General features: G+C 72.7%; 20 protein-coding genes and 5 tRNA genes. 17 read left to right on the plus strand and 8 right to left on the minus strand.

Features of this window, described 5'->3' with window-relative positions:
* Positions 1-50: 50 nt before the first annotated feature.
* The 4 genes from I8920_RS07580 to I8920_RS07595 form a co-directional block, all read right to left on the minus strand.
* Complete coding sequence (locus tag I8920_RS07580; RefSeq protein ID WP_198658511.1) at positions 51-3,422, minus strand: ATP-binding protein; 3,372 nt, start codon at positions 3,420-3,422, stop codon at positions 51-53.
* On the minus strand, positions 3,419-4,201 hold the full coding sequence (locus tag I8920_RS07585; protein ID WP_198658512.1) for a DUF4194 domain-containing protein: 783 nt from the start codon (positions 4,199-4,201) through the stop codon (positions 3,419-3,421). Before I8920_RS07585 ends, I8920_RS07580 begins: the two co-directional genes overlap by 4 nt.
* On the minus strand, positions 4,198-5,733 hold the full coding sequence (locus I8920_RS07590; protein ID WP_198658513.1) for a DUF3375 family protein: 1,536 nt from the start codon (positions 5,731-5,733) through the stop codon (positions 4,198-4,200). Before I8920_RS07590 ends, I8920_RS07585 begins: the two co-directional genes overlap by 4 nt.
* A gap of 101 nt (positions 5,734-5,834) precedes the next feature.
* Positions 5,835-5,907: transfer RNA gene (locus tag I8920_RS07595), tRNA-Val, on the minus strand.
* Between the two features lie 215 nt (positions 5,908-6,122).
* On the opposite strand from I8920_RS07595, the gene I8920_RS07600 reads away from it, so the two are divergent.
* From I8920_RS07600 to I8920_RS07625, 6 genes are all read left to right on the plus strand, one after another.
* Positions 6,123-6,194, plus strand: a tRNA-Gly gene (locus I8920_RS07600).
* An 82-nt stretch (positions 6,195-6,276) separates the two neighbouring features.
* Positions 6,277-6,350: transfer RNA gene (locus tag I8920_RS07605), tRNA-Cys, on the plus strand.
* A gap of 15 nt (positions 6,351-6,365) precedes the next feature.
* Positions 6,366-6,440 (plus strand) — tRNA-Val (locus tag I8920_RS07610).
* Positions 6,441-6,541: 101 nt separating this feature from the next.
* Positions 6,542-7,726 (plus strand): MFS transporter, encoded by a 1,185-nt coding sequence (locus tag I8920_RS07615; RefSeq protein WP_232832854.1) that lies wholly within the window; start codon positions 6,542-6,544, stop codon positions 7,724-7,726.
* A 56-nt stretch (positions 7,727-7,782) separates the two neighbouring features.
* Positions 7,783-8,277 carry a hypothetical protein gene (locus tag I8920_RS07620; protein WP_198658515.1) on the plus strand — a complete coding sequence of 165 codons (495 nt, stop codon included), beginning with the start codon at positions 7,783-7,785 and terminating at the stop codon, positions 8,275-8,277.
* 247 nt (positions 8,278-8,524) lie between these two features.
* Positions 8,525-9,577, plus strand: coding sequence for a BLUF domain-containing protein (locus tag I8920_RS07625; protein WP_198658516.1), 1,053 nt, complete (start codon positions 8,525-8,527; stop codon positions 9,575-9,577).
* A gap of 71 nt (positions 9,578-9,648) precedes the next feature.
* On the opposite strand, the gene I8920_RS07630 is transcribed toward I8920_RS07625, so the two are convergent.
* Positions 9,649-9,936 carry a DUF4190 domain-containing protein gene (locus tag I8920_RS07630; RefSeq protein WP_198658517.1) on the minus strand — a complete coding sequence of 96 codons (288 nt, stop codon included), beginning with the start codon at positions 9,934-9,936 and terminating at the stop codon, positions 9,649-9,651.
* A 138-nt stretch (positions 9,937-10,074) separates the two neighbouring features.
* On the opposite strand from I8920_RS07630, the gene I8920_RS07635 reads away from it, so the two are divergent.
* A complete protein-coding gene (locus I8920_RS07635) occupies positions 10,075-11,247 on the plus strand; it encodes an epoxide hydrolase family protein (protein WP_198658518.1) in 1,173 nt (390 codons plus the stop codon).
* Between the two features lie 144 nt (positions 11,248-11,391).
* Here I8920_RS07635 and I8920_RS07640 read toward each other — a convergent pair whose 3' ends face one another.
* Both I8920_RS07640 and I8920_RS07645 read right to left on the minus strand, forming a co-directional pair.
* Positions 11,392-13,047 (minus strand): catalase, encoded by a 1,656-nt coding sequence (locus I8920_RS07640; RefSeq protein ID WP_198658519.1) that lies wholly within the window; start codon positions 13,045-13,047, stop codon positions 11,392-11,394.
* Between the two features lie 167 nt (positions 13,048-13,214).
* Positions 13,215-13,967 (minus strand): HpcH/HpaI aldolase family protein, encoded by a 753-nt coding sequence (locus tag I8920_RS07645; RefSeq protein WP_198658520.1) that lies wholly within the window; start codon positions 13,965-13,967, stop codon positions 13,215-13,217.
* Between the two features lie 106 nt (positions 13,968-14,073).
* Here I8920_RS07645 and I8920_RS07650 point away from each other — a divergent pair, with 106 nt between their 5' ends.
* Positions 14,074-15,453 (plus strand): hypothetical protein, encoded by a 1,380-nt coding sequence (locus I8920_RS07650; protein ID WP_198658521.1) that lies wholly within the window; start codon positions 14,074-14,076, stop codon positions 15,451-15,453.
* 13 nt (positions 15,454-15,466) lie between these two features.
* On the opposite strand, the gene I8920_RS07655 is transcribed toward I8920_RS07650, so the two are convergent.
* On the minus strand, positions 15,467-15,673 hold the full coding sequence (locus tag I8920_RS07655) for a hypothetical protein (protein ID WP_198658522.1): 207 nt from the start codon (positions 15,671-15,673) through the stop codon (positions 15,467-15,469).
* A gap of 133 nt (positions 15,674-15,806) precedes the next feature.
* On the opposite strand from I8920_RS07655, the gene I8920_RS07660 reads away from it, so the two are divergent.
* The 9 genes from I8920_RS07660 (at position 15,807) to I8920_RS07700 (ending at position 25,503) form a co-directional block, all read left to right on the plus strand.
* A tRNA-Gly gene (locus tag I8920_RS07660) sits at positions 15,807-15,878 on the plus strand.
* 448 nt (positions 15,879-16,326) lie between these two features.
* Positions 16,327-17,928, plus strand: coding sequence for an ABC transporter substrate-binding protein (locus I8920_RS07665; RefSeq protein ID WP_198658523.1), 1,602 nt, complete (start codon positions 16,327-16,329; stop codon positions 17,926-17,928).
* Entirely contained in the window at positions 17,925-18,941 is a 1,017-nt protein-coding gene (locus tag I8920_RS07670) for an ABC transporter permease (protein WP_198658524.1), read from the plus strand. Before I8920_RS07665 ends, I8920_RS07670 begins: the two co-directional genes overlap by 4 nt.
* On the plus strand, positions 18,938-19,822 hold the full coding sequence (locus I8920_RS07675) for an ABC transporter permease (protein WP_198658525.1): 885 nt from the start codon (positions 18,938-18,940) through the stop codon (positions 19,820-19,822). The genes I8920_RS07670 and I8920_RS07675 overlap by 4 nt, the downstream gene beginning before the upstream one ends.
* Positions 19,819-21,666, plus strand: coding sequence for a dipeptide ABC transporter ATP-binding protein (locus tag I8920_RS07680; RefSeq protein WP_198658526.1), 1,848 nt, complete (start codon positions 19,819-19,821; stop codon positions 21,664-21,666). The genes I8920_RS07675 and I8920_RS07680 overlap by 4 nt, the downstream gene beginning before the upstream one ends.
* Positions 21,663-23,726: a CocE/NonD family hydrolase gene (locus I8920_RS07685; RefSeq protein WP_198658527.1), complete on the plus strand. Its 2,064-nt coding sequence runs from the start codon at positions 21,663-21,665 to the stop codon at positions 23,724-23,726. The genes I8920_RS07680 and I8920_RS07685 overlap by 4 nt, the downstream gene beginning before the upstream one ends.
* Entirely contained in the window at positions 23,723-24,415 is a 693-nt protein-coding gene (locus I8920_RS07690; protein WP_232832855.1) for a TetR/AcrR family transcriptional regulator, read from the plus strand. The genes I8920_RS07685 and I8920_RS07690 overlap by 4 nt, the downstream gene beginning before the upstream one ends.
* A gap of 29 nt (positions 24,416-24,444) precedes the next feature.
* Positions 24,445-24,867 (plus strand): SIP domain-containing protein, encoded by a 423-nt coding sequence (locus I8920_RS07695; protein ID WP_198658528.1) that lies wholly within the window; start codon positions 24,445-24,447, stop codon positions 24,865-24,867.
* 123 nt (positions 24,868-24,990) lie between these two features.
* Positions 24,991-25,503 carry a Dps family protein gene (locus I8920_RS07700; RefSeq protein WP_232832856.1) on the plus strand — a complete coding sequence of 171 codons (513 nt, stop codon included), beginning with the start codon at positions 24,991-24,993 and terminating at the stop codon, positions 25,501-25,503.
* Positions 25,504-25,519: the final 16 nt, after the last annotated feature.

A 25,519-nucleotide genomic window follows, 5' to 3' on the forward strand; every position in this document is an offset into this window, starting at 1 on the left:
GGAGCGGGGCGAAGTGCGACCTCGGCGCCGGCCCGGGCCGCCGGCGGCCGTCAGACGGCGGCCGGCTCCACCCGGGCGATCTCGGTGATGGACGAGTGGCCCGTCTCGGGGTGCTTGCGCATCGAGAGCAGCCGCTCCATCGAGGGCTCGAGCGCCGTGACCTTGTCGAGCGGCGCACTCACGACCAGCTGGAACCCGAGCCGGAGCCACGCCGTGACCGCACGGCCCGCGAACTCCGAGTCCGCCTTGATGAACGCCTCGTCGAGGAACACCGGCGCGAACCGGGGTCGGGGCCGCGTCTCGTCGCCGAGCTGGTAGCGCAGGGCGGCGCCGACGATGAACGCGACGAGCTCCTGCGTCTCACCACCGGACTTGTCGCCGAGCGACGAGTACACCCCGAGGTCGTTACCGTCGGTGTCGTACCGCACGGCCGTGATCTCCATGTGCCGGCGGACGTCGAGCACCGCGTCGCGCTGCGTGGTCCGGCCGCCACGCGGAACGGACGGGTCGGGCCGGATGACCGCCATGAAGCGCCGGAGCCTGCGGAACCGCGTCTCGAGCACGTCGTCGGTGAGCTCGGTGTCGACCGACGCCGACAGGGCGCGGAGCTCGCGGCGGAAGGCGGTGACGTCCTCGCGCGTGACCCGGCGGATCTGGATCTTCAGGCGGTCGCGGTTCGCGCCGAACGGCAGCTCGCGCAGGATCTCGTTGACGGGCTCCAGGCGCTCCTCGATCTCGACGACGGCGCGGTCGAAGGCGCCGGCGAGCGGGACGAGGTCCTCACCGCTCCACTGCGACAACCGCCGACGCCACTCACTGCGACGGGCGTGCAGGCCGGTCGCCACGATCTGGTCGAGGATCGCGTGGTAATCCGGGTACGACGCGACCCCGGTGCCGAGGTTCGGGTCGGGCCAGGCGTCCTGGTACCGCTGGAACGTCAGCGTCAGTGAGGTCGAGGCCGCCGCGGCGCCGTCGAGCGCCTGCGACAGCCGTTCCTCGAGCCGCCGCCGGAGCCGACGGGTGGCGTCGTCGAAGCCGTCCACGCCCTCCGGCGCGCCGATCTCCTCGAAGGTCTCCGACAGCAGCCGGGACTGTTCGGCGTCGGGCAGCGACTCGGGGGCGTCCGCGAAGCGCTCGAGGATCTCGGCCGCGGCGTCCTGCCCGTCGACGAGCACCGCGTGCCGCTCCTCGAGCCGGACCACCGACTGCCGGGCGGCAGCACGTCGGTCCGCTGCCTCGTCGAGGGCCGTGCGCAGCCGTGCGACGGACTCGCGCAGGGTCCGGAGACCGTCGTCGGCGGCGAGGAGCGCCTGGCGTTCCTGGTCGAGGCGCGCGAGCGAGTCCTCCAGACCGACGACGTCGATCGCGGCCCACGTCACGTCGACGACGTGCTGGTGCGCGGCGCGGAGCACGTCGAGCGCGGTGCGGTCCTGCGCGACGTCGGTCCGACGGGCCTCGAGCGTGGCGAGGTCCTGGGCGATCGACGCGAGTTCCTGCTCGACCGCGGCGACGCGGGCCTCGTTCGTGAAGCCGATGACGTTCGACTGCCGGCGGTCGCCGTGTGCGCCACGACGGCCGTCGCGCAGCTGACCGGACTCGGTGACCCGACGGCCGCCGCCGCCCAGGTCCGACGCCGATGCGACACAGCGGGCGTCGGTGCGGTCGGACTCGATCCGCTCGCGCACCCAGGTGCTGAACGGCGACGGCTTGATCGCGAGCTTGCCGGAGACCATCGCGGGGTCGCCGTCGAGGTCGAGGTGCGGGCCGGTGGGCACGCCCTCGAACTGCACGCGGACCGGCAGGCGCAGGGCGTCGATCGCCTCGCTGAAGTCGGCCAGGCGGTCCTGGTCGACGAGCAGCGTGCGGGCGACGGGCGCCAGGACGGACTCGATCGCCGTGCGCCAGCGTTCCTCGCCGGGCAGGACGTCGAGCAGTTCCGCCACGAACGGCAGTTCCGACGGGTCGATCCCGGCCGCGCGGGCCATCGCGAGTCGGGCCTCGTGCATCGGCAGCGGCATCGCGCCCTGCCGGTGCTCGAGCGACTGGCGCTCCTGGCGCAGGGACCGCTCGCGGTCGAGGAGCGGGTACTCCTCGCGCGTCAGGGCGTCGCGGCGCTCATCGAGCGAGGTGCGCGACGCGGCGTACGTGCCGAGGAAGTCGTGCGACCCCCGCTGCGCGGCGGTGAAGTCCTGCTCGGTGGACACGGACGACCCGAGGACCGCGGTGCGCTCGTCGAACGTCGCGCGGGTCCGGAGCACCGCGTCGCGCTCTCGGGTCAGGCGCTCGATGCGGTCCTCGAGCTGCGCGAGGGCGTTGCCGCCCTGGTCGCGCAACCGGGCCTCGGCGTCGCGGAGCTCGATCTCGACCGCGGCGTGCCGGGCCTCGGCCGCGGCGACCTCGGCGCGCGAAGCGGTCCGCTCGCGGGCGTTGCGCGACACCTCGGCGTCGAGCAGGTCCCGCTTGCGCGACGCCGTCCAGTGCGCGAACGGGGAGACCTCGGCGCCCGTGGCGATCCCGTCGAGCGCGTCCGCAGCTGCGCGGGACCGGGAGATCTCGTCGTGCAGCTCGGTGATGGGGGAGAGGATCCGGACCTTCCGCTCCTCGGTGTCCATCGCCTCGTACGCCTCGTCGAGGGCGGAGAAGTGCGCGAGGGCCCGGTCGGCCGCCTCGTACGTGCCGGGGGTCTCGAGCACGAGCGACTTGTACAGCGCGTCGACGGTCGGCAGGTGCTGCCCGGCCTGGATCCGCGCGAGCAGGCGCATCGCCCGGTTGCCACCCCCGGAGTCGCCGATGCCGAGCCGGGTCTGCAGCGTGTACGCGAGCTCCTGGTAGGTGTCGCGGATCACGAGCCCCGGCACGCGACCGGTCAGCTCGAGGTGGTGGAACCGCGACGGCACGAACTCCTCGAGCCGCCGCAGGTCGAAGGTGTCGTCGACCGTCGCCATGGTCATCTGGATGTCGCCGACGCCGCGGGCGCGCTTCGGCACGATGTACGCGCGCAGCACGGTGAAGCGCCGCTCGTCGTCGTTCCGGAACGTGACCGCCGCCGCACCCCACGTGGTCTGGTCGTCGCCGCGCAGGTTGACGTCGCGCAGGGCGCCGGACTCGGGGTCGCGCCGGGTGTCGACCTTGCCGCGCAGGTAGGTCAGCAGGTTGCGCTGGTCCGCGCTGCGGGCGCGCCCGGTCGTGGCGTCGTTCGAGGCACCGTTGAACGGCACGTCCGACGGCATCATCACGGCCAGGTAGGCGTCCATCAGCGTCGACTTGCCGGTGCCCGAGGCGCCGGAGATGAGCGTCGCCGTGCCGGACAGCTCGACCTGCCGGTGGCCGTGGAACCCGCCCCAGTTGACGACCTGCATCGACTCGGCGCGCCACTGCGCGACCGTGTCGAAGAGCGCCGGGATCTCGAACGTGTCGGTCACGCTTCCGTCTCGCCTTCGTCGTCGGTGTCGGTGTCGGTGTCGGTCGGGAGGCCGGGGTCGTCCCCGTCGGTCGGCTCGCCGCCCGTGGTGGTCGCGTCCGTCTGCGCGGTGGTGGTCCGCAACCACGCGTCGAGTTCGAGCAGGCGCTCGAGGGGGAGCAGCACCTCGACGACGCTCGCCACCCGGAAGCGGTCCGGGTCGGAGGTGCGGATGAGGATGCGCGCGGTGACGAGGCGCTCGACGGCCTTCGCGACACGGCCCTCGTCGCGGGTGCGGTCGGTCGCGGTCGCCGGTCGGAAGCCCGCCACGTGCCCGAGAATCTCGGACCGGTCGACGACCACCTGGTCGGGACCCGGTCGGGCGTCGGCGCGCAGGCGCATCCGCAGGTACACGAGGACGATCGTCTCCTCGCGGGTGTACGGCAGGTCGCGGAGCAGGGTCGGGAACGCGCGGCGCTGGCTCTCCGAGCGGGCCTGGCGCTTCCAGGCGACCTCGCGGTCACGGTCGACGTGCAGCTCGAGGAACAGGTCGTTCAGGCGGGAGCGCAGCTGGTACTCGGCGTCGAGCACGGCACGCCACTCGTCGGGGTGGGTGCGGGAGCTGACGTACGAGTGCCGCAGCAGTGCCACCAGGGCGCGTCGCTGGTGCTCGTCGAGCCGCCCCTCGTCGCCCTCGAAGAGGGCGAAGCTGGACTCGTCACGCTCGTCGTCCTGCATCGCCGATGCGGCGTCGTCGTCGGGGACCGTGTCGTCGACCGGTGCCGGTGTCGTGTCGCTCACCGTGCCTCCTGTGCGTTCTGTGTGTCGTCGTCGTGTGCGTCGCCGACCGCTGCGGACTCGTCGGCGAGTGCGGCGGTGGGCATGTGGAAGGTGATCGCGGTGCCGTCGGGACGGACGGTCCGGTGCTCGGCGACGTGCGTGGCCGCCTCGAAGTCCTCGTGTCCCGTGAGCAGGTGCGCCAGGCCGAACAGTTCGACCGGTCGGCGTTGCTCGGGCGGCAGCTCGTGGAACGCGTCCGCGCTGGAGTCGGCCTCGGCGAACCGCAGCGCTGCGCGCAGCTCAGTCAGGAGTGGGCCACCGTGTCGACGGAGCATCTCGACGTCGAGGTCCTCGAAGACGTCGTCGTCCGGCTCCTCGATGGGTGGCGGCACGGACTCGGCGTCCGGGTCGTAGAAGCGTTCGCGCAGCGTGCCGACCTCGGCCGCGGCGGGCAGGAGCGGCAGCGGGATGCGGTCGCGCGCACCGCCCTGGTCCATCAGCGTCGCGAGGCCGCGGTTGATCGAGCGGAGCACGGCGTCGAGCTCGCGGTCGCGCACGACGTCGTGGGCGACGATCTGGTCGCGGAGCGTGGCGGTGAGCTGGCGGCGCTGGGCGAGGACGTCCTCGATGCCCTGGCGCAGGATCGTGACGGTGTTCCGGAAGGCGCGGCGTTCGCCGGCACCGAGCTCCCGCGCGAAGGGATGGGACAGGATCGTCCCGATGTCGTCGCGCAGCCGCAGGAGCAGGGCGTCGTCGCGGAGGAGTTCGAACGCGCCCTCGAACGCACGGCCCTCGGGGGTGGCCTCCATGAGGTTGTCCGTGCGCGCCAGGTAGTCGTCGAGGATCTCGCCGATCGGGCGGACCTCCTGCCGGAAGTCCTCGACGATCGAGCGGTGCATCGCCGCGACCGCCTCTTCGACGCGCTTGAAGTCGCTCGGCAGCTGGCGGATGAGGTCGGAGATGTTCGTGTAGCCGTCACGCATCCGGTCGTCCTCGACGGCCACGACGTCGTCCCCGTTCTCCAGGCGTTCCCGTTCGGCCTGCAGCTCGGCGATCTGGGCGTCGATCCGGCGGATCTGCACGTCGGGGTCGGGCTCGGCGCGGGCTGCCCACCGGTGCACGGCGTCGACGATCATCGCCAGCCGGCTCTCGCTGATCAGGGCACGGTCGGCGGACAGGGCGTCGACCAGGGAGAGCGCCTCGAGCGCGTGGCTCGTGAGCGAGTACTGCTCGTCGCCGTCGGGGGAGTTCGAACGGACCAGCCACTGCGCCGCGACCCATTCGCGGCAGAGCGCGCGACCGTTCGGTCGGCCTCCCTCGTCGCCCTCGTTCTGCTCGCTCGCGGGGACTCGCGCGCCAGCGGCCTGCAGACGCGCGACGTGCTCCTCGACCTGCAGGTGCATGCGGTCGGCCGGGACGTACTGCACGTCGCGGTCGAACACCGTACGGAAGACGGCGAGGACGGTGGCGCTGGTCGGCCGGGACATGAGCCGCAGGGTGGGACGGTCGAGGACCGCTCTGACCCGTGCGAACTCGAGGTCGACGTCGGTCATGCGCCCCTTCGTCCGATCGTGCTGGTGGTCCGGCCCGCGAGCGGCGGACCGGTGAGATGACAAGAGCCCGACGCTGCTGCGTCGGGCTCTTGTGTCAAGGGTGGGCGATACCAGACTCGAACTGATGACCTCTTCGGTGTGAACGAAGCGCGCTACCAACTGCGCCAATCGCCCCCTGCACTGTTCGTGCGAGTCGATAGTAGCGGAAGTCCGGCGGTGCTCCGAACACATCGCGCCGCCCGGGTGTGGCGCGCTGCCCGGCGGGGGTGACAGGAGGCCCCGATCCGCATGAACTCGGGGGACACGCCCGGTGAACGGGAAGGATTTTGGTGGAAGCGCCCCGGTGCGTATAGAGTTTACGTCGTCGCCGCGACAGCGGAACGACAAATGCGGATGTGGCGCAGTGGTAGCGCATCACCTTGCCAAGGTGAGGGTCGCGAGTTCGAATCTCGTCATCCGCTCGAGTGTGGCCTTCTTCGGATGGCCGCGACTCACCAGAGGGTATCCCACCGTTCGGGTACTCACGGAGACGTGAACCTCGATGGTGGGGTGGCCGAGAGGCTAGGCAGCGGCCTGCAAAGCCGTCCACGCGGGTTCGAATCCCGTCCCCACCTCCAGTTCCACACTCCTCTGGGCGATTGGCGCAGCGGTAGCGCGCTTCCCTGACACGGAAGAGGTCACTGGTTCGATCCCAGTATCGCCCACCACCACGAAGCCCCCGGCAGGACCACCAGGTCCGGTCGGGGGCTTTCGTCATCCCGCGTCGACGGCGTTGGCGGTCCGCGCTGCGTTCGGCCAGGGTGGTCACGTGCCCGTGCAGACGACGACCCCACTCCCTCGGCTCGCGCCGTTGTACGCCGCCGGGTTCGTCACGGCCTTCGGAGCGAACGGCATCGCGGCCGCCGTCGGTGGAGCGCACCGGGAGCTCGGCCTGACGCTCGCGTCGCTCGGGGTGTTCCTCGCGCTCTACGACGTCGCCGAACTCGTCCTCAAGCCGGTCTTCGGCGCACTGTCCGACCGCATCGGACCGCGGCCGGTGATCGTCGGGGGACTGCTCGTCTTCGCCGCCGCCTCGCTCATCGGCGTGTTCGGCGCCGGGCCCTTCTGGCTCGGACTCGCCCGACTGCTGCAGGGTGCCGGCGCCTCGGCGTTCTCGCCGGCCTCGTCCGCCGCGGTCGCACGGCTCGTACCGGCACACCGCCGGGGCACGTACTTCGGTCGCTACGGGTCCTGGAAGGGCCTGGGGTACGCGGGCGGGCCGGTGATCGGTGCCGTCGTCGTGCAGGTCGGAGGGACGCCGTGGCTGTTCGCGCTCCTCGTCGTGCTGGCCCTGGTGACCGCGGCGGCCGTGCTCGTCGCCGTCGAGCCGATCACACCGCTGCCCCGCCAGCGGGCCAACCTCGCGGCGATGGTCCGGGCCGCCACCGATCGGCAGTTCGTGGTCCCCGTGACGGTCCTCGCCGTGGGCAGTGCGGCGATCGGCGCCCTGACCGGCATGCTGCCGGCCCTCGGCAGCGACGTCGGCGTCCCCCTGCTCGTGTCGACGCTCGCCGTCGCGGTGCTGGCGGTCGTGTCGTCGCTCGTGCAGCCGGTGGCGGGTCGCCTGCACGACGCCGGTCGGCTGACCACCGGTCTCGCCGGCACGGTCGGGACGGCAGCGGTGGCGCTCGCCTTCCTGGCGCTGGCGTCCGCTCCCTCGGCTGTCTCGATGTTCCTCGCCGCCCTGCTGGCGGGTGTCGGGGTGGCGACGCTCACCCCGGCCGCGTTCGCCCACCTCGCCGGGACGACCCCGCCCGAACGGCTGGGGCGGACGATGGGCTCCGCCGAGCTCGGGCGCGAGACCGGGGACGCCGTCGGACCCCTGGTGGTCGGCGGTGTCGGCAGCGCGCTCGCCCTGCCGTTCGGGTTCGCCGCGTTCGCGGTCGTCGCGCTGGTCGGCACGCTCGTGGCGTCGCGGCTGCCGGCGGACTCCGGGGCCCGGCAGCCGGACTAGGGTGTCGACGGCCGGATCGTCGAGCAGCGTCCGGCAGCACAGTGGGGGAGGGCCCGATGGAGAAGCGTGCGGGAGCACGGACACGACCGACGGCGGTCACGATCGCCGTGGCGCTGTGGTGGGTGGCCATCGCCGTCCACCTCGTCGTCGCGGTCGTCGGCGTCACCGAGGTCGGGCGGGATGCCGGAGGCGCGGTCGTCGGGCTGGTTGCCGGGCTGGTCGTCATCAGCGCCTGGTCTGCGCTGTTCGTCTGGCTGGCAGCGCGGATGGCTCGGGGGTCCGGGACGGCTCGACTGTGGCTCGCGATCGTCGGAGGACTGACCGCCTGTGGCACGCTGCTCACCATCACGACCGACGGGCCGGACTGGGGGCTCGTCGACGGGATGTGCATCGTCGCCGCGACGGTGCTCAGCTACCTGCCCAGCACTCGACCGTTCTTCCCGCGTGGGGAACGGCGCGCTCGAGCAGCGGAACCCCGGACCATCGGGTGGGACCCGACGACGGGTGAACGCATCGTCGAGCAGCCCGCTCCGGACGCGCCCACGAGGTGACACCCGCCCGACTCCTCGCCCGAGAACGATCGTTCCCCTGTAGTGGGGGTACCGGCCGGAACGGCGAGGTGGTTCCATTCAGGGGTCGGCATCCTCCGGGTGCCGCGGAACCACGGGCCGTCTCCGGTCGCAGTGAAGGCGGCCGCCGCTGGTTACGGTGACCGCGAGGTGCCGGCGTGTCGATTCGGGTTCGACACGGCGGTGCCTCCCTCCAATCGCCTGACCGCACGACCAGGAAGCAGCCCCGATGCGATCGCTCGTCTACACCAGCACCCAGACCCGTCCGATCACGGACTCCGAGCTGGCGCAGATCCTGGCGGTCGGACGCGACAAGAACACCCGGCTCGGGATCACGGGCATGCTCGCGCACCGTGACGACAACTGCATCGGCATCATCGAGGGCGAGGACGACGTCGTCCGGGAGCGCTTCGGCCAGGTCCGGACGGACCCCCGCCACACGAACGTGCGGGTGCTGCTCGACGAACCGATCACGCAGCGGTCGTTCCCGGACTGGTCGATGGCGTTCCAGTCGCTCGACCCGCTGATGCACGAGGTACCCGGCTTCAGTGACCTGTTCGTCGCCGGTCGACCGAACGACCCGGCGTTCGGGGCGTCGCGTGCCCGAGCGCTGCTGGAGTGGTTCCGGAAGCACCCGTTGGCCCCGCTCACCAACCAGAACGCCGCGGACGAGGAGGTCCCGCGCACCCGTGCGATCAACGGGGCGATCGCGGTGCTGCACGACAGCGGACTGTCGCGGTTCTCGCTCGAGGGCGTCGCGTCCCGGTCCGGGATGCGGCCGGCCGAACTCCTCGAGCTCTTCCCGTCCGAGAAGGCGCTGCTGGCGTCGGCGGTCATGCGGTGGACCCGCGCCGTCTCGGCACCGCTGCTGCCGCTCGCCGGCGAGAAGGGCACGGTGGCGTTCCTGCACGCCCTGCTCGCGGCGCACGCCGAGGACCCGGCGCTCATGCGCCTGGTCGCCGCGACGCTCGCGATCTCGGCCGACCCGTCCACCGAGGGCGCCGACTACTACCGGTCCGCGTACATGCAGTTCCGTGAGACCGTGCGCACGGCGCTGCAGGAGGACGTCCGCGCCGGACGCGAGCCCGCGACGATGGACCCGATCCGCGGTGCGCAGCAGCTCCTCGCGCTCTACGACGGGATCCGCCTGCAGGCGCTCCTCACCCCGGACACCGACGTCGTCGAAGCGTTCGACCGGGCCGCGGCACGGATGCGGCGCGGCTGGTCCGAGCAGTACGAGGAGACGACCGTCTGGGACATCTCCGCACCGGTCGGCGACTGACCCCGGCGCTCCGCGCGCGCAGCGGCCACTGGTCAGAGCAGCTGCTCAGCGCCGGCGGTCAGCGCTGCAGGTCAGAACTGCAGGTCCAGGTCGAGCAGACCGGCCCCGCCGAGGAACAGCGGCACGATGACGGTGAACAGCGTCAGGGTCGCACCGATCAGGATCGCCGCGAACGCGATGCCGTCGCCGCGGTCACCCGTCAGGCGCACGTCGCGACGCGCGATGACGCCGACGATCACGCCGCCGATCGGCGCGACGAACGCGAGGACGATCGCCACGACCGCGAGCAGGCTCAGGGGCGGGATCGTCGTGGCGACGGCCGGTGCGTCGGCGGGAGCGGATGGTGCGGTGTCGGTCACGTCGGTCGTCCGTTCGGGAAGGCGGGAAGGCGGGGAGGCGGGGAGGCGGTTCGGGTCGCCGCCAGCCTAGGGCGACGGCGGGCGGCACCGGCGTCACACTGACGTGCCGTGTCGGTCGGCGCCGCTAGCGTCCGTCCCATGCGCTCGATCCGACTCCAGGTGTCCGACGACGACCTCGACGACCTGCTCGCTCGTCTGCTGCGGGCGCGGGTCCCGGAGCCCGTCGGTGACGCGGCGGAGCGGAGCGCACTCTCCACGGAGCGCCTGCGCGGCCTGCTCGAGCACTGGCGGACCGTGTTCGACTGGCGCCGTGTGGAGCACGAGCTGGCCGCCGTACCGCAGTTCCAGGCCGAAGTGGACGGCCAGCGTCTGCACGCCGCCCGGTTGACCGCCACCGGGGACCCGGCGGTGCGCATCCCCGTCGTCGCGTTCCACGGGTGGCCGTACTCGTTCGTCGAGATGCTCCCGTTCGCCCGCCGGCTGTCCGATCGGACGGTCGAGCTCGCTGACGGTCGGACGGCCGGGTTCGACGTCGTCGTGCCCTCGCTGCCGGGCTTCGGGCCCTCCGCGGCGCTGACCGACCGTCCGTTCACCGGGCCCGTGGTCGCCGAACTGATGCACGGGCTGATGACCGAGGTGCTCGGCTACGACCGGTACCTGACCTACGGCGAGGACGTCGGGTCGACGACGAGCGACTGGCTCGCCGCGCTGCACCCGGAGTCGGTCCTGGGACTCGTCGCGACCCACGCTGCGTTCCCACCGGCGTCCCGGGCGCACGACCTGACGGACGACGAGCGCGACTGGGTCCGACGCCACGACGCGGAGTGGGCGGACGGACTCGGGTACGCGAAGGTGCAGGCGACCCGCCCCGAGGTGCTCGCGGCGGGCCTGACCGACTCGCCGCTCGGCCTGGCTGCCTGGATGGTCGAGAAGCTGCTCGCCTGGGCCGGGGACGGGACGTGGTGGACCGACGACGAGCTGCTCCGGACGGTCTCGCTGTACTGGTTCACCCGGAGCATCGGGTCGTCGTTCCGTCCGTACCTCGACCATCCCCGGCAGCCGGAGCTCCCCGTCGTCGAGGTGCCGGTCGCGGTGGCGGTGCAGACCGGCGAACGGGGGCTGCCCCGTTCGTACGGAGCACGCACCTACCGCGACGTCCGGAGCTGGCACGACCTGGACCGCGGCGGCCACTTCACGGCGTGGCAGGTCCCCGACGCCGTCGCCGACGAGGTCGTGGCCCTCGCCGTCGCGATCGACGCCACCGCGATCGCGCCGGATCAGGCGGACGGCCGCAGCGCCCCGGTGACGTAGCGGACGTGCTCGACCTGCGCGCCCTCGACGTGCCGGAACCGGCCTGACCCGGCTCGCGAGCGGACGCTTCGGTCTCCGCCACCGACGGACGGGAGGCCCGGTGCCAGCTGGCACCGGGCCTCCCGTCCGTCGCGCGGTCGCGTCTCAGACGCGCACGGCGCGCTCGTCCGGCACGCAGTGCGTCATCATGAGGCCCTCGACGTCGCGCGGGCCGTTGTGGCCGAGGTTCGCCAGGCGCGCGAGCTCGTCGTCGCTGAGCGTCTGGGACTGCAGCGGCGGCAGGTCCTGCACCTCGTCGAGGGTGATGCCGAGCCCCTCGCCGACGCGGCGGCCGAGGTCGTCCTCGACCATGTAGAAGTGCCAGAGCATGCGCTCCTGCACGGGCCGGGCGGCCTGCGAGATGAGGTCGACGAAGTTCGCGACCAGGTCGTCGCGCTCCCAGTCCTCGAGGAGCAGGTACCGCTGGCCGGCCTGCGTGTAGTCGTTCGTGCGCGGGATGCGCTTGCGGGTGAGCCGACCGACGATCTCGGGGCCCTGGTCGTCGTGGGTCGGGTACTCGGCCTCGCGCAGGCCGCCGGTGATCGAGGGCTCGTAGTTGACGTGCGGGTTCTCGCCACCGTGGTCCTGGTGGTACGCCATCTGCCCGTCACGCTGGTTCGTGGCGACGTTCCCGTTCTTCGGCGCGTTCACCGGGAGCTGCAGGTAGTTCGGGCCGACGCGGTACCGCTGCGTGTCCGAGTACGAGAACGTCCTGCCGACGAGCATCTTGTCGTCGGAGAAGTCCAGGCCGTCGACGAGCACGCCGGTGCCGAACGAGAGCTGCTCGTTCTCGGCGAAGTGGTTCGTGACGTTCCGGTTCAGCACCATCTTGCCGACGACCTTCGGCGGGAACTCGTTCTCCGGCCAGACCTTCGTGTCGTCGAGCGGATCGAAGTCGAGCTCCGGGTGGTCGTGGTCGTCCATGAGCTGCACGCGGAGCTCCCACTCCGGGTACTCGCCGCGCTCGATCGCCTCGTACAGGTCCTTCGACGCGTGGCCGAGGTCGCCGCCCTGCACCACGGCGGCGTCGGCCTCGGTCATCGAGCTGACGCCCACCGACGGGATCCAGTGGTACTTGACGAGCTTGGTGTCGCCGTCCGCGTTCACCCACTTGTACGTGTTCACGCCGAACCCCTGCTGCGTCCGGTAGTTCGCCGGGATGCCGCGCGGGCTGAACAGGTTCACGAGCATGTGCATCGACTCGGGGGTCTGCGACATGAAGTCGAAGATGCGCGCCGGCTCCTGGCGGAAGGTCACGGGGTCGGGCTTGAGCGAGTGGATGACGTCGGGGAACTTGATGGCGTCGCGGATGAAGAAGACGCCGAGGTTGTTGCCGACGAGGTCCCAGTTGCCGTCCTCGGTGTAGAACTTCACGGCGAAGCCGCGGGGGTCACGGGCGGCCTCGGAGGAGTCGCGACCGCCGATCACGGTCGAGAAGCGGATCGCGAGGTCGGTGCGCTTGCCGGCCTGTTGGAAGAGCTTCGCGCGGGTGTACTGCGCGATGGGCTCGTCGCCCCAGGTGCCGGTCGCCTCGAAGTACCCGAAGGCCACGGCCCCGCGCGCGTGCACGACCCGCTCCGGGATCCGCTCGCGGTCGAAGTGGCTGATCTTCTCGAGGAACTGGTAGTTCTCGAGCGTCGCCGGGCCGCGTGCTCCGACGGTGCGCTGGTTCTGGTTGTCGTAGACGGGGTGGCCCTGGCGGTTCGTCAGGACCCGGCGGTCGTCACCTTCGGCGGGCGGTTGGCTGGAGACGTCGGTCATGTCTCGTCCTCTCTCGGTCGCGGTGTGCTCGGGTTCCCGTCCGAGTCTGGACCGGGGCACGAGGTGGCTTCCCAGCGGCCACGGAGGACGCCGACCCGGCAGCGGCGCGGGTCAGGAGGCCCGGGTCAGGAGGCCCGGGTCATGAGGCCCGGGTCATGAGGCCCGGGTCAGTACGAGGTCCGTCCGGTCGCCCCGGCACCGAGCACCGCCGCCGCACCGTGGGCGAGCAGGGTCGCGTCGGTGACGACGGCGACGCGGTCGAAGCCGAGTGCGCGCAGGCGGTCGGCGCGGGCGAGGTCGCCGGCGAAGGCACCGGTCTGCTTGCCGGCGCGGCGTGCGGCGGCGACGATCGCGGGGAGCGCATCGGCGGCGTCGTCGTCGGCGAGCAGGGCGTCGAGCTCCGTGCCGAGTCCGATCGACAGGTCGAAGGGGCCGACGAACACCGCCGAGACGCCCGGCACCGCCAGCACCTGTTCCGCGGCACGGACGCCGTCCGGGGTCTCGAGCATCGCCCAGACCTCGGGCTCGGCCGCGGTCACGGCCGGGGCGGTGCCGCCCCAGAGTCCCGACATCGGCCCCCAACTGCGTCGCCCCCGGGGCGGGTAGTGCGCGGCCCGGACGGCGCGTTCGGCCTGCTCGACGGTCTCGACCATCGGCACGACGACCGCGTCGGCCCCGAGGTCGAGCGCCCGCCCGATCGCCGCGTCCGACAGCTCGGCGACCCGGACCGCGACCGGCACGGCGGGAGCGGCGACGGCGAGGGTCGCCATCGTCGCCGTCAGGGTCGCATCGTCGAAGGCGCCGTGCTGCGCGTCGAGCCCGACCCAGGCGAAGCCGGAGCGGGCGATCTGCGCCGTGGTGCGCGGCTCGCCCAGGGTGCACCACACGCCGTCGGCTCGACCTTCTCCGAGTGCTGGCACCGCTGTCCTCCGTCCGTTCCCCGCGTGGCAGCGTACCGGCGGGTCCGCCGCGGTGTGCACCCCTGACGGGCGTCGGGGTGCGGGTGGCACCGGTACCGTTGCGTCCGTGACCGACGACCCCGATGCCGCCATCGCCCAGCACGTCCACGACGCATGGGACGGCTCGCTGCGGCTCGTCCACATCACGATCACGGACGAGGACGGTGACGCCTGGCCGGGCCAGGACGTCGACCGCTGGGTGATCGACGTCCGGGTCCCGATCACCGACGACGACGCGCAGGCGGTCTCGGTCGCCGAGGTCACCGCGTTCACCAGCCGTGCGCCCGGATCGTTGGAGGACCTCGTGCTCGGCTACCAGGTGTCGGACGTCGCCGGCGCCTTCGCCACCGCGGTCGCGACGCCCGACGCCACGGGGGAGACGTTCTTCGCCCTGCAGACGAGCGCGACCGAGATGCTGGGCGCGCCCGACCTGCTCGCGATCGACCGGCTGACGGTCCGGCCGGCGTACCGGACGCTGCCCGGACTCCTGCCGGCGATCGTCGACGCCGTGCGGCACGGACCCGCGGGACGCACCGCCTCGTGGGTGCTCGTCGACCCGTCCGTCTGGGACGTCCCCTTCAGCGACGAGGACCGCGCCGCCGGGGACTTCGTGCCCTGGGCGGACAGCGGCGTGCTGACGTCGATGAACGCCGCTCCGGACGACCTGGAGCGACTGTCGCTCGTCCCACCGACCGGTGGCATCGCGGTCGGCGCACGTGCGGACGAGGTCCACCTCGGCGACGCCATCGAGCACGCGATGACGCTGCCCGCGATCGCCGTACCGTTCGACCTGCCGCCGAAGCTGCCTGCGAGCACCTGGGCCGCCGCGCCGGACGACGTGCACGGCGTGCACCCCGACGAGGCCACCGGGTCGATCACGGTCGAGACCCACGACGAGCAGCTCGAGGTCGTCGGCTCACCCGGGACGGCGCCGCAGCTCGTCGGCACGTCGGCGTCGGCAGACGCCGCGACGCAGGACTGGCTGCGAGCCGTGCACCAGCGCTGGTGGCAGTACGAGCCCGACCTGCACGCCCGCATCCACGAGGTCGTCGACGAGTACCTGGCGACCGGTCGCATCGAGTCGGCGACGGACGAGCTCGCCGGGCACCTGCACGCGCCGGACCTGCCGCCGTACCAGACGGAGTGGCCGGGGACCGGGACGGTCGTGCTCGAGGCGCTCGGCGAGGACACCGAACCGGTGGTCTTCGACGCGGTGCTCGAGGACGGCTCGCGGCACGAGCACATCGGCGTCGTCGTGGTGCACGAGTCCGGGCACGTCCGGGCGTTCCTGCACGACGAGTGGGAGCCCGGGTTCGCCGAGCCGGAGGCTGCGGTCGCGCACCTGGTGAGCCTGGGCGCCGGTGAGTTCTTCGCGGACGCGCTGCACGACGAACTGTCGGCCGGGGTGGAGCACGCGATCCTGACGGGCGACGTCCGGGGGCACTGAGCCCCCGGCGCGCTCAGACCGGGCGGTAGATGGCGATCGGCGGCGTCCCGTCGTCGCCACCGTCGTGGGCGTCACCGGTGGCGAGCCACGTCCGCCCCTCGTGCTCGATGCTGGTGGGCAGGTCGCCGTGCACCAGGATCCGGACCGCCGGGGCGTCACCGTCTACCAGGTCGACCCCGTGGGCCTCGGTTCCGCCGGGGTTGTCGTGCACGTAGCTCATGCTCTGATCGAACTCCGTGCACCTGGTGGACACCCCCGCGGCGCGCCGGACACGCCCGGAACGGCGGCGGAACCAGCCGCCGGGGTCGCCATCGGGTAGAGTCGTCTCCGCACGGCCGACAGGGCGTGCGAACGCGGATGTGGCGCAGTGGTAGCGCATCACCTTGCCAAGGTGAGGGTCGCGAGTTCGAATCTCGTCATCCGCTCGATCAGGACCCCCGGTGCAGCGCTCAGCGCGCAGCACCGGGGGTCCTTCTGTCTGCCACGACGCTCGCACGGGGGTGCGGCGTCCGTGCCGACGGTCTGCGTCCGGCGGGCGCAGGTCTTCGGGTACCCGCGCCCACCGTTCGCGCGGGCGACGCTGCCCATCGGTGCGCGGCAGGTGGGTGGCCCGTCGCAAGCACCGAGGAGTGATCCGGAGCCACCCCCCGAACGGGTGGGTGCGGAACGAGAACCTGCGGACAACCACAGGAACCGCACCCGGCGGCCCGTGTAACGGCTTGGTGAAGTTCCGGCCGGGGCCGAACGCCGTCGATCCGCGCCCGCACGCGGATCCGCTGCTGCCGAGCACCGGCCCGCGCCCGGTTGCGGGCTTGGGGGATCGGCCCCGGCCCCCTATCGTTCACCGGAACGATTACTGGAGGGGTCACCCCGATGCAGCCCATCGTCACCGAACCACGGAACGCGCACGGCCCGAGCCGTCGCGCGGTCCTCACCGGCGCGGCCGGCCTGGCCGGCCTCGGCCTGCTCACGCTCACCGGGTGCAGCTCCGGTGCGACCGCCGGCACGCCCACCATCCCCGAGGCCGCCGCCACCGGCGTCGCCCGCCGCGGGGGACGCCTGCGCATCGCGCGACCCGCGGCGTCGGCCGCCGAGACCCTCGATTCCGCCAGCTCGCTGTCGGCGTACGAGTACCTCGGCGCGCTCTACAACCGGCTCGTGAAGCTCGACGAGCAGGGCACCACGGTGCCCGACCTCGCCGAGGAGTGGTCCGCGAACGCCGACGGCACCGAGTGGACCTTCGCGCTCCGCCGCGGTGTGACCTTCCACGACGGCTCGCCGTTCACCGCCGACGACGCCGTCGCGAGCATCCGGCACATCCTCGACGAGGCGACCGGCAGCCCGCAGGCCGGCGTGCTCGGCGAGGTGATGGACGCCGACTCGATGCGTGCCCTCGACCCGCACACCCTGCGGTTCTCGCTGACCAAGCCGAACGCCGAGTTCCCGTCGCTGCTCACCGCGTACCAGTGCTACATCGTGCCCGCTGGTGCGATCGCCGACATCGGCCGCACCGGCATCGGCACCGGCCCGTTCCGCCTGTCGTCGTTCACGCCGGCCGGCGCGGGCAGCGTCGAGGCGTTCGAGGACCACTTCGCCGGCCGCCCGGCGCTCGACGGCATCGACTTCTTCTCGATCCAGGACACGACGGCGCGGGTGAACGCCCTGCTCGCCGGGCAGATCGACCTGATCTCGCAGACGAACCTGGACTTCGCGACCGCCCGGGTGGTCTCGGCGTCCGACCGTGCCACCGTCGCCCGCTCGAAGAACGCGCAGTGGTACACGATCCCGATGCTCGCGACGAGCGACGAGTTCCGCGACCCGCTGGTCCGCCAGGCGATGAAGCTCGCCTACGACCCGCAGACGATCGTGGACACCGCGCTGCAGGGCACCGGGTCACCGGGCTGGGACAACCCCGTGCCGCCGCAGCTCGCCGCCTTCGTCGACGACCACCGCGAGTACGACCCGGACAAGGCACGCGCGCTGTTGAAGCGTGCGGGGCGCGAGGGCTTCCGCACCGCGATCCACACGTCGAGCTACGAGTCGGTGTTCACCCCGTTGGCCGTCGCCTACCGGGACGCCGTCGCCGACGCGGGCATCCGGCTGACCGTCCGCAACGCCAGCGCGGACTCGTACTACACGCAGATCTGGATGCAGGAGCCGCTCATGGTGAGCTACTGGTTCACCGGGCGACCGATCGACCAGCTGCTCAACCAGATCTTCCGGACCGGGTCGTCCTACAACGAGAGCGCCTGGTCGAACGAGACCTTCGACGCGCTGCTCGACGACGCCCGCGCCGAGATGGACGACGCGAAACGGCTGACGCTCTACCAGGACGCCCAGCGACTCGTGGTCGAGGACGGCGCCGACATGACGCCGATGTTCGGCGACCGGCTGGTCGGGTTGTCCCGTGACGTCGTGAACTACTCGGAGTTCGGCTTCGAGTTCGACTACCTCCGGATCGGACTGCGCCGATGACCATCCTCACCACCGTCCTGCGCCGGGTCGGCATCGCCGTGCTCACGGTCGTGCTCGCCTCGCTCTTCGTGTTCCTCGCGGTGCAGGCCCTGCCGGGCGACGTCGCCCAGCAGCTGCTCGGCCAGGACGCCACGCCCGAGGCGGTCGAGCAGCTGCGGGGCTCGCTCGGCCTCGACCAGAACGTCTGGCTGCGCTACCTGCAGTGGCTCGGCGGCGCCGTGCACGGCGACTTCGGCACCTCGCTCGTCGGCGGCGAGCCCGTCGCGCCGACGCTGTTCACGGCCTTCCGGAACAGCATGCTCATCGCGGTGCCCGCGATGCTCGTCGGCGTCACGCTGTCGCTCACCCTCGGCGTGGTCGCAGGCGTCCGCCGTGGCCGTCCCACCGACCGGGTGATCTCGATCGTCAGCCTGGTGGTGATGAGCGTGCCGGAGTTCATGGTCGCGACGGTCCTGGTGCTGCTCTTCGCCATCGGCCTGCCGGTGTTCCCCGCCGTCGTGCTGCGGGGGAGCGACGCCACCGTCGCCGAGCTGCTGCCGACCATCTGGCTGCCGATCATCGTCCTCACCCTGGCGATGGCCGCCTACATCGTGCGCACCGCACGGTCGTCGACCATCGACGTCATGGCGTCGGAGTTCGTCACGACCGCCGAGCTCAAGGGGCTGACCGTGCGCCGGGTGGTCTGGAAGCACGCGGTGCCGAGCGCACTGCTGCCGACGCTGAACGTCGTGGCGCTCAACGTCGCGTGGCTGCTCGGCGGTGTGGTCGTCGTCGAGAACGTCTTCAACTACCCCGGCATGGGCAAGCTCATGCTCGAGTCGGTGTTCAACCGGGACCTGCCGACGATCGAGGCGATCGCCCTGCTGAGCGCCCTGATCTACGTCGTGTGCAACCTCGCCGCCGACCTGGTCGCCCTCGCGCTCGACCCGAAGCTGCGGACGCGACAGCGGCGCAGTCGGACGCGCACCCGTGCCGCCGTCGCCCCGCGCCGCACCAGGAAGGCCGCCGCATGACCGCCACCGCACCCCGCCGCCGCGCCGGCGTCGTCCTCGCCGGTGCCGTCGCGCCACTGCGCGGGTCCACCGCGCTCGCTGTCGGCCTCGGGCTCATCGCCCTGCACGTCGTGCTCGCCGTGCTCGCGCCCCTCATCGCCGGACACGACCCCGTGGCGACGAACGCCGGTTCCGTGCTCGGTGGGCCGTCGTGGACGCACTGGCTCGGCACGGACCAGTACGGGCGCGACGTCCTCTCGCGCACGCTGAACGGCGGCCGCTACGCCCTGCTCGTGACGTTCCTCGCCACGACGATCGCGGTGGCGATCGGCACCGTGCTCGGCTGCGTCACCGCGTACGCAGACAACTGGTTCGACGAGGTCGTCATGCGGGTCGTCGACGCGCTGCTCAGCGTGCCGTCGATCCTCGCCCTGCTCGTCGTCGTCACCGTCTTCGACGCGGGCCTGTGGGTGATCGTCCTGGCCGTGACCGTCGTCTACGCGCCCGCCGTCACCCGGGTGGTGCGCGGCGCCGCGCGGACCGTCATCACGCAGGACTACGTCACCGCCGCCCGGGCACGCGGCGAACGCGCCCTGTCGATCGTGTTCCGCGAGATCCTGCCCAACGTGCTCGACGTGGTCCTCGTCGAGTACGCGATGCGGGCCTCGTGGATCGTGCTGCTCGTCGCGTCGCTGTCCTTCCTGGGCTTCGGCGCGAACCCGCCCACGCCGGACTGGGGCCTCATGGTGCAGGAGAACCGCACCGCGCTCACGGTGGTGCCGCTCGGCACGCTCGCACCGATCGTGGCCCTGGCCACGCTGGTGATCGGGCTCAACCTCGCCGCCGATGGTCTGAGCAAGTCGCTCGGTGTCGACCGCGCCAAGCAGGGAGTCAGCGCATGACCCGTCCCGACGTCCACCCCGGGCCCGCGACGACCACGACCGCGGCCGAGCCGATCGTCCGCGTGGACGACCTGTCGATCTCGTACGCCGCGGGCAGACGGTCCGTGCCCGTCGTGCAGGGCGTGTCCTTCACGATCGCCGCCGGCCGCACGCTCGGGCTGGTCGGTGAGTCCGGCAGCGGCAAGTCCACCGTCGCACGCACCCTCCTCGCCCACCTGCGCGCGGGCTCGTCGATCGACGCGGGTACGGTCCGGGTGGACGGCGCCGACGTGTTCGCGCTGTCGCCGGCCGGTCGTCGTGCGCTGCGCGGCGGCACCGCGTCGGTCGTCGCGCAGAACGCCGGCCAGGCTCTGACCCCGTCGATGCGCGTCGGCGACCAGATCCGCGAGGCCCTCCGCGCCCACGGCGAGCCGGACGGCCCGGAACGCGTCGCCGAGCTCGTCCGGCTCGTGCGCCTGCCGGACCCCGACGCGATCGTGCGGCGCTGGCCGCACCAGCTGTCCGGCGGTCAGCAGCAGCGCGTCGCCATCGCGATGGCCGTCGCCGCCCGACCCCGGGTCCTGGTGCTCGACGAACCCACGACGGCGCTCGACGTCGTCACGCAGGCGGCCGTCCTCGACCTGGTCGCCGACCTCGGCCGCCAGCTCGGCATGGCCGTCCTGCTCGTCAGCCACGACCTCGGCGTCGTCTCCGCGATGGCGGACGAGATCGCCGTGATGCGCGCCGGAGCGGTGGTCGAACACGCCGCCACCGCCGCGCTCTTCGCGGACCCGCAGCACGCGTACACGCGCGCCCTGCTGGCCGCGGCGCCGGACGGGCGACGGCCAGGGCACACGTCGCCGGTCCCGGATCGACGCGCCAGCGGCGAGTCGGCCGTGCCGACGGGGAGCGGGCCGGACCACGTGTCCGAGGACACCACCGTCCCCGGGACGGTCGCCGCCACGGCGACCCGCACCGCGCCTCCCGTCCGCACCGACCGCCCCGTGGTGACCGCGGACGACCTGGTGGTGCGGTACGGCCGCGGCCTGCCCGCGGCCGTCGACGGCGTCTCGTTCACGGTCGACGCCCACGAGACGCTCGCCGTCGTCGGTGAGTCCGGCAGCGGCAAGTCGACGCTCGCGACCGCGCTGGCGGGCCTGGTGCCCGCCGAGTCGGGGACGTTCTCGTACGACGACGGCACCACGCGCGGGGACCTGCGCGTGCCGATCGCGGGTCGGCCCGCTGCGCTGCGACGCGCGGTGCAGCTGGTGTTCCAGAACGCCGACACCTCGCTCAACCCGCGGCGCACCGTGGGTGCGGCGATCGCACGGCCGCTGCGGCTCTTCACCGGGTCGTCGTCGCGGGAGCGGGTCGGTGCGCTGCTCACCCAGGTCGGGCTCGGTCCGGAGTTCGCGGACCGCCTGCCCGCGCAGCTGTCCGGCGGGCAGCGGCAGCGCGTCGGCATCGCCCGGGCGCTGGCCGCCGACCCCGCGCTCGTCATCGCCGACGAGATCACCACGGCGCTCGACGTGCAGGTGCAGGCGGGGATCCTCGCACTGCTCGCGGACCTGCAGCGCGAGCGCGGGCTGGCCTGCCTGTTCATCAGCCACGACCTCGCGGTCGTGCGCGGCGTCGCGGACCGCGTCGCCGTGATGACCGGCGGACGCATCGTCGAGATCGGCCCGACCGAACGGGTGTTCACCGGTCCGAACCACCCCTACACCGCGACGCTGCTCGCGGCGACGCTCGAGCCGGGCCGCACGACGCTGCCCGACGTCGGCGACGGCGTCGCCCGCTGGCGGCACACCGACGGCTGGACGGACCACGGCGACGGACACCGCGTCCGCAACTGGGAGGACGCATGAGCACGCACGACGGCACCGCCGCCACCAGCCTCACCGCCATCGGCGACCCCGGCTCGCTGCCCGAAGGTGTGAGGGTGCGCGACGAGTGGGTGCCGATGCCGGACGGCGTGCGGTTGCACGCCCGCATCTGGTCGCCGGTCGCCCCTGACGGGCCGGTCCCGGTGCTGCTCGAGTACCTGCCGTACCGGCTCGACGACTGGACCGCGCCGCGCGACTCGGAGCGGCACCCCTGGTACGCCCGGCACGGCTACGCGTCCGTGCGGGTGGACATCCGCGGCACCGGGTCGTCGGACGGCCTGTTCGACGACGAGTACAGCGAACAGGAGCTCCGCGACGGCGAGGCCGTGATCGCGTGGCTCGCCGAGCAGGAGTGGTCGACCGGTGCCGTCGGCATGTTCGGGATCTCGTGGGGCGGGTTCAACGCCCTGCAGCTGGCCGCGCGCGCCCCGGCCGCGCTGAAGGCCATCGTCACGGTCTGCTCGACGGACGACCGGTACGACAACGACGTGCACTACGTCGGCGGTGCGGTGCTCGGCATCGACATGGCGGCGTGGGGCGCGACCATGTTCGCGTTCAACTCGCGTCCGCCGCGACCCGAGGTCGTCGGGCCGGAGTGGGTCGACCGCTGGCGCGAGCGGCTCGAGGCGAACCGTCCGATGACGCCCGTGTGGCTGGCGCACCAGGAGCGGGACGACTACTGGCGGCACGGCAGCGCCGCCGAGGACTACGACGGCATCCAGGCGGCGGTGCTCGCCGTCGGCGGCTGGGCGGACCCGTACCGGGACGCGGTGCTGCGGCTCGTCGAGCACGTCGGCGCCCCCGTGAAGGGCATCATCGGCCCGTGGTCGCACCAGTACCCGGACCGGGGACTCGCACCGGGACCGTCGATCGGGTTCCTGCAGGAGACCCTGCGGTGGTGGGACCGCTGGCTGCGGGGCGTCGACACCGGGGTGGAGCAGGAGCCGGCGCTGCGTGCCTGGATCAACGAGGGCGAACCGCCCGCCGCGCACTACGCGGCCCGCCGTGGGCGGTGGGTCGGCGCCGAGGCGTGGCCCTCCGCCGCGACCCACGAGCGCGTCCTGCCCCTCGCCGCCCTGCGCGGTGGCGACCTCGGCCCGGTGGTCGTGCGGTCGCCGCAGCACACCGGGGTGGACGCCGGCCGGTTCTTCCCGTTCGGCAACGCCACCGACCTGCCGACGGACCAGCGCGCCGAGGACGGCCGTTCGGTCTGCTTCGACCTGCCCGTCGGCAAGGCCTTCGACCTGCTCGGTACGGTGCTCGTGGGGTTGTCCGTCACGAGCGACCAGCCCCGCGCCACCCTGACCGTGCGGCTCTGCGACGTCGCGCCCGACGGGTCGTCGACACTCGTCACCCGGGGTGTGCTCAACGCGGCGAAGCGACAGGGCATGCACCGCGACGACGCGCTCGTGCCGGGCACGCCGGCGGACCTGCCCGTGCGCCTGGTGTCGACCGGGCACCGCTTCGCCGAGGGACACCGCCTGCGCATCGCGGTCTCGTCGTCGTACTGGCCGTGGGTGTGGCCGCACGGCACCGAGGCCACCGTGACCGTCGACCCGACGGCCTCGAGCGTCACCCTGCCCGCGTGGACCCGGACCGCGGACGACGGCGTGTCCTTCGCCGAGCCCGAACGGTCCGAGCCGCTCGTCATCGAGCGGGTCACGCCGGCCGACCCGCTGCCGCAGCGCACCGTGACGCACGACGTCGAGACGGGGGAGTGGACGCTCGACGTCGACCCCGGGTACGGCGGCGGACGGGTGTACCCGGACGGCCTGGTGTTCACCGAGGACGCCCGCGAGACCTACCGCATCCGCTCCGACGACCCGACGAGCGCCCGCGCGACGTCCCGGTGGGCGATCGGCCTGGCGAAGCCGGAGTGGTCCGCGCGGCTCGAGACGACCTCGGAGGTCACCGCCGACGCCCGCGCCTTCCACCTCGTCAACACCGTGCGGGCGTGGGCGCGCGACGGTGGACCGGACGCGCACGAGGTGCTCGTCGCCGAGCAGACGTTCGTCGACGACGTACCGAGGACCTCGGCGTGAGCCCGACCGGCCGGGCGCGACAGCGCCCCGAGGTCCGTCGGGCCATGATCGTCGAGGCGGCCCGCGCGGTCATCGTCCGCAAGGGTGTCGGCGCCACCGGCCTGCGGGACATCGCGGCCGAGGCCGACGTGTCCGTCGGCACCGTGACGTACCACTTCGGCAGCGTCGCGGAGATCCTCAACGAGGTCGTCGTGCTCGAGACCGAGCGCTTCTACGGTGCGATCGTGGAGGCCGTCGACGCCGAACCCGACGTGGTGGCGGCCCTGCGGATGCTCGTGGCCCCGCTGTTCGGCGACACCGAACAGGTCCGGCAGCACTGGCGCATCTGGTCGGACTACTGGACCGCGGTGGTCCGCCGGCCCGAGGTCGCCGCCGAGTACGCCGAACGGATCCGCGTGTGGGAGGCCTGCCTGGCGCGCGTGGTCCGCCGCGGCGTCGACACGGGCGTCTTCGGCCGTCCCGGCGGCGCCGCGGCCGGCAGCACGGGGCCGGACGGGGCCGACCGCGTCGACCCGGACACCGTCGCCCTGCAGCTCGCCGCCTACAGCGACGGCGTCGCGACACAGATCGCCCAGGGTGTCCCGGGGCTCACCAGCTCGGTCGCGTTGTCCTGGATGTGGCGCTTCCTGTCGCACGAGCTCGGCGTGCCGGCCGGACGGATCGCCGGGACCGATCGGTCCCCCTTGTGATGAGGTAAGGCTTGCCTTACCGTTGGCGCATGGCACGGACCCGGCGACAGCCCAGCGACCGCATCCTCATCGCGGGCGGTGCCGAGGACCTCGGCGAGATCCACCGCATGCTCGAGGACCTGCCGGAGAACGCCTACGGGCAGGTCTTCGTCGAGGTCGCCCTCGACGAGCAGGTGCGCATCCTGCCCGCCCCGCCGCGCGTGACGGTGACGTGGCTCGTCCGGAGCGCGCGCGGTTCGGCCGTCGCACCGCTGGTCTTCGCCGACCACGGCGAGGCCCTGGCGCACGCCCTGACCGGGTGGGCCGCCGAGTGGTGCGTCACCGACTGCGAGCCCCGCACGGCGGTGTGGATCGGCTGCGTCGACAGCCCGTGGGTCGAGCGTGCACGGTCCGTGGTGCAGCTCGAGCTCACCGATGCCGGCCAGCAGGTCCAGGTCGAGTCGGGCGGGTAAGGCGAGCCTGCTCTTCCTTGCGGCATGCAAGACAGGCGGGCATGGTTGACCCATCGGACGCACCGGACCGGACACTCCAGGGCAACGACCCGGTGCCACCGCCACGACGAAGGAGGAACCGACATGACCACGCACACGACCGCCACCACGCCGACCATAGCGGGCACCACGTCCCCGTTCTCGACCACGCCCGAGCTCGCAGCCGGCGTCGCCCAGTTCCTGTCGCCCGTCGTCATCGACCTCGAGGCACTCGTCGTCAACGGCAAGCAGGCCCACTGGCACGTCCGTGGCCGCAACTTCGTCGGGGTCCACGAGCTGCTCGACGACGTCGTCGAGCACGCGCAGGCGTACGCCGACACCGCCGCCGAGCGGATCGTCGCGCTCGGCCTGCCGGTCGACGCGCGGGTCGCCACCGTCGCCGCGAACACGACCCTGCCGCCGCTGTCGCAGGGCTTCCAGGACTCCGACGTCACCATCACCGAGGTGATCGCCCAGGTCGACGCGGCGCTCCTGCAGGTTCGGCGCGCGGTCGAGGGCCTCGACGAGGTCGACCTCAACAGCCAGGACGTCGCCATCGAGATCGAGCGCGGGCTGACGAAGGACCGCTGGTTCCTGCAGGCGCACCTCGCAGCCTGAGCCGCGGCAGCAGACG

This window comes from Curtobacterium sp. YC1 (genome assembly GCF_016267665.1).
In the GTDB taxonomy this organism is placed as follows: domain Bacteria; phylum Actinomycetota; class Actinomycetes; order Actinomycetales; family Microbacteriaceae; genus Curtobacterium.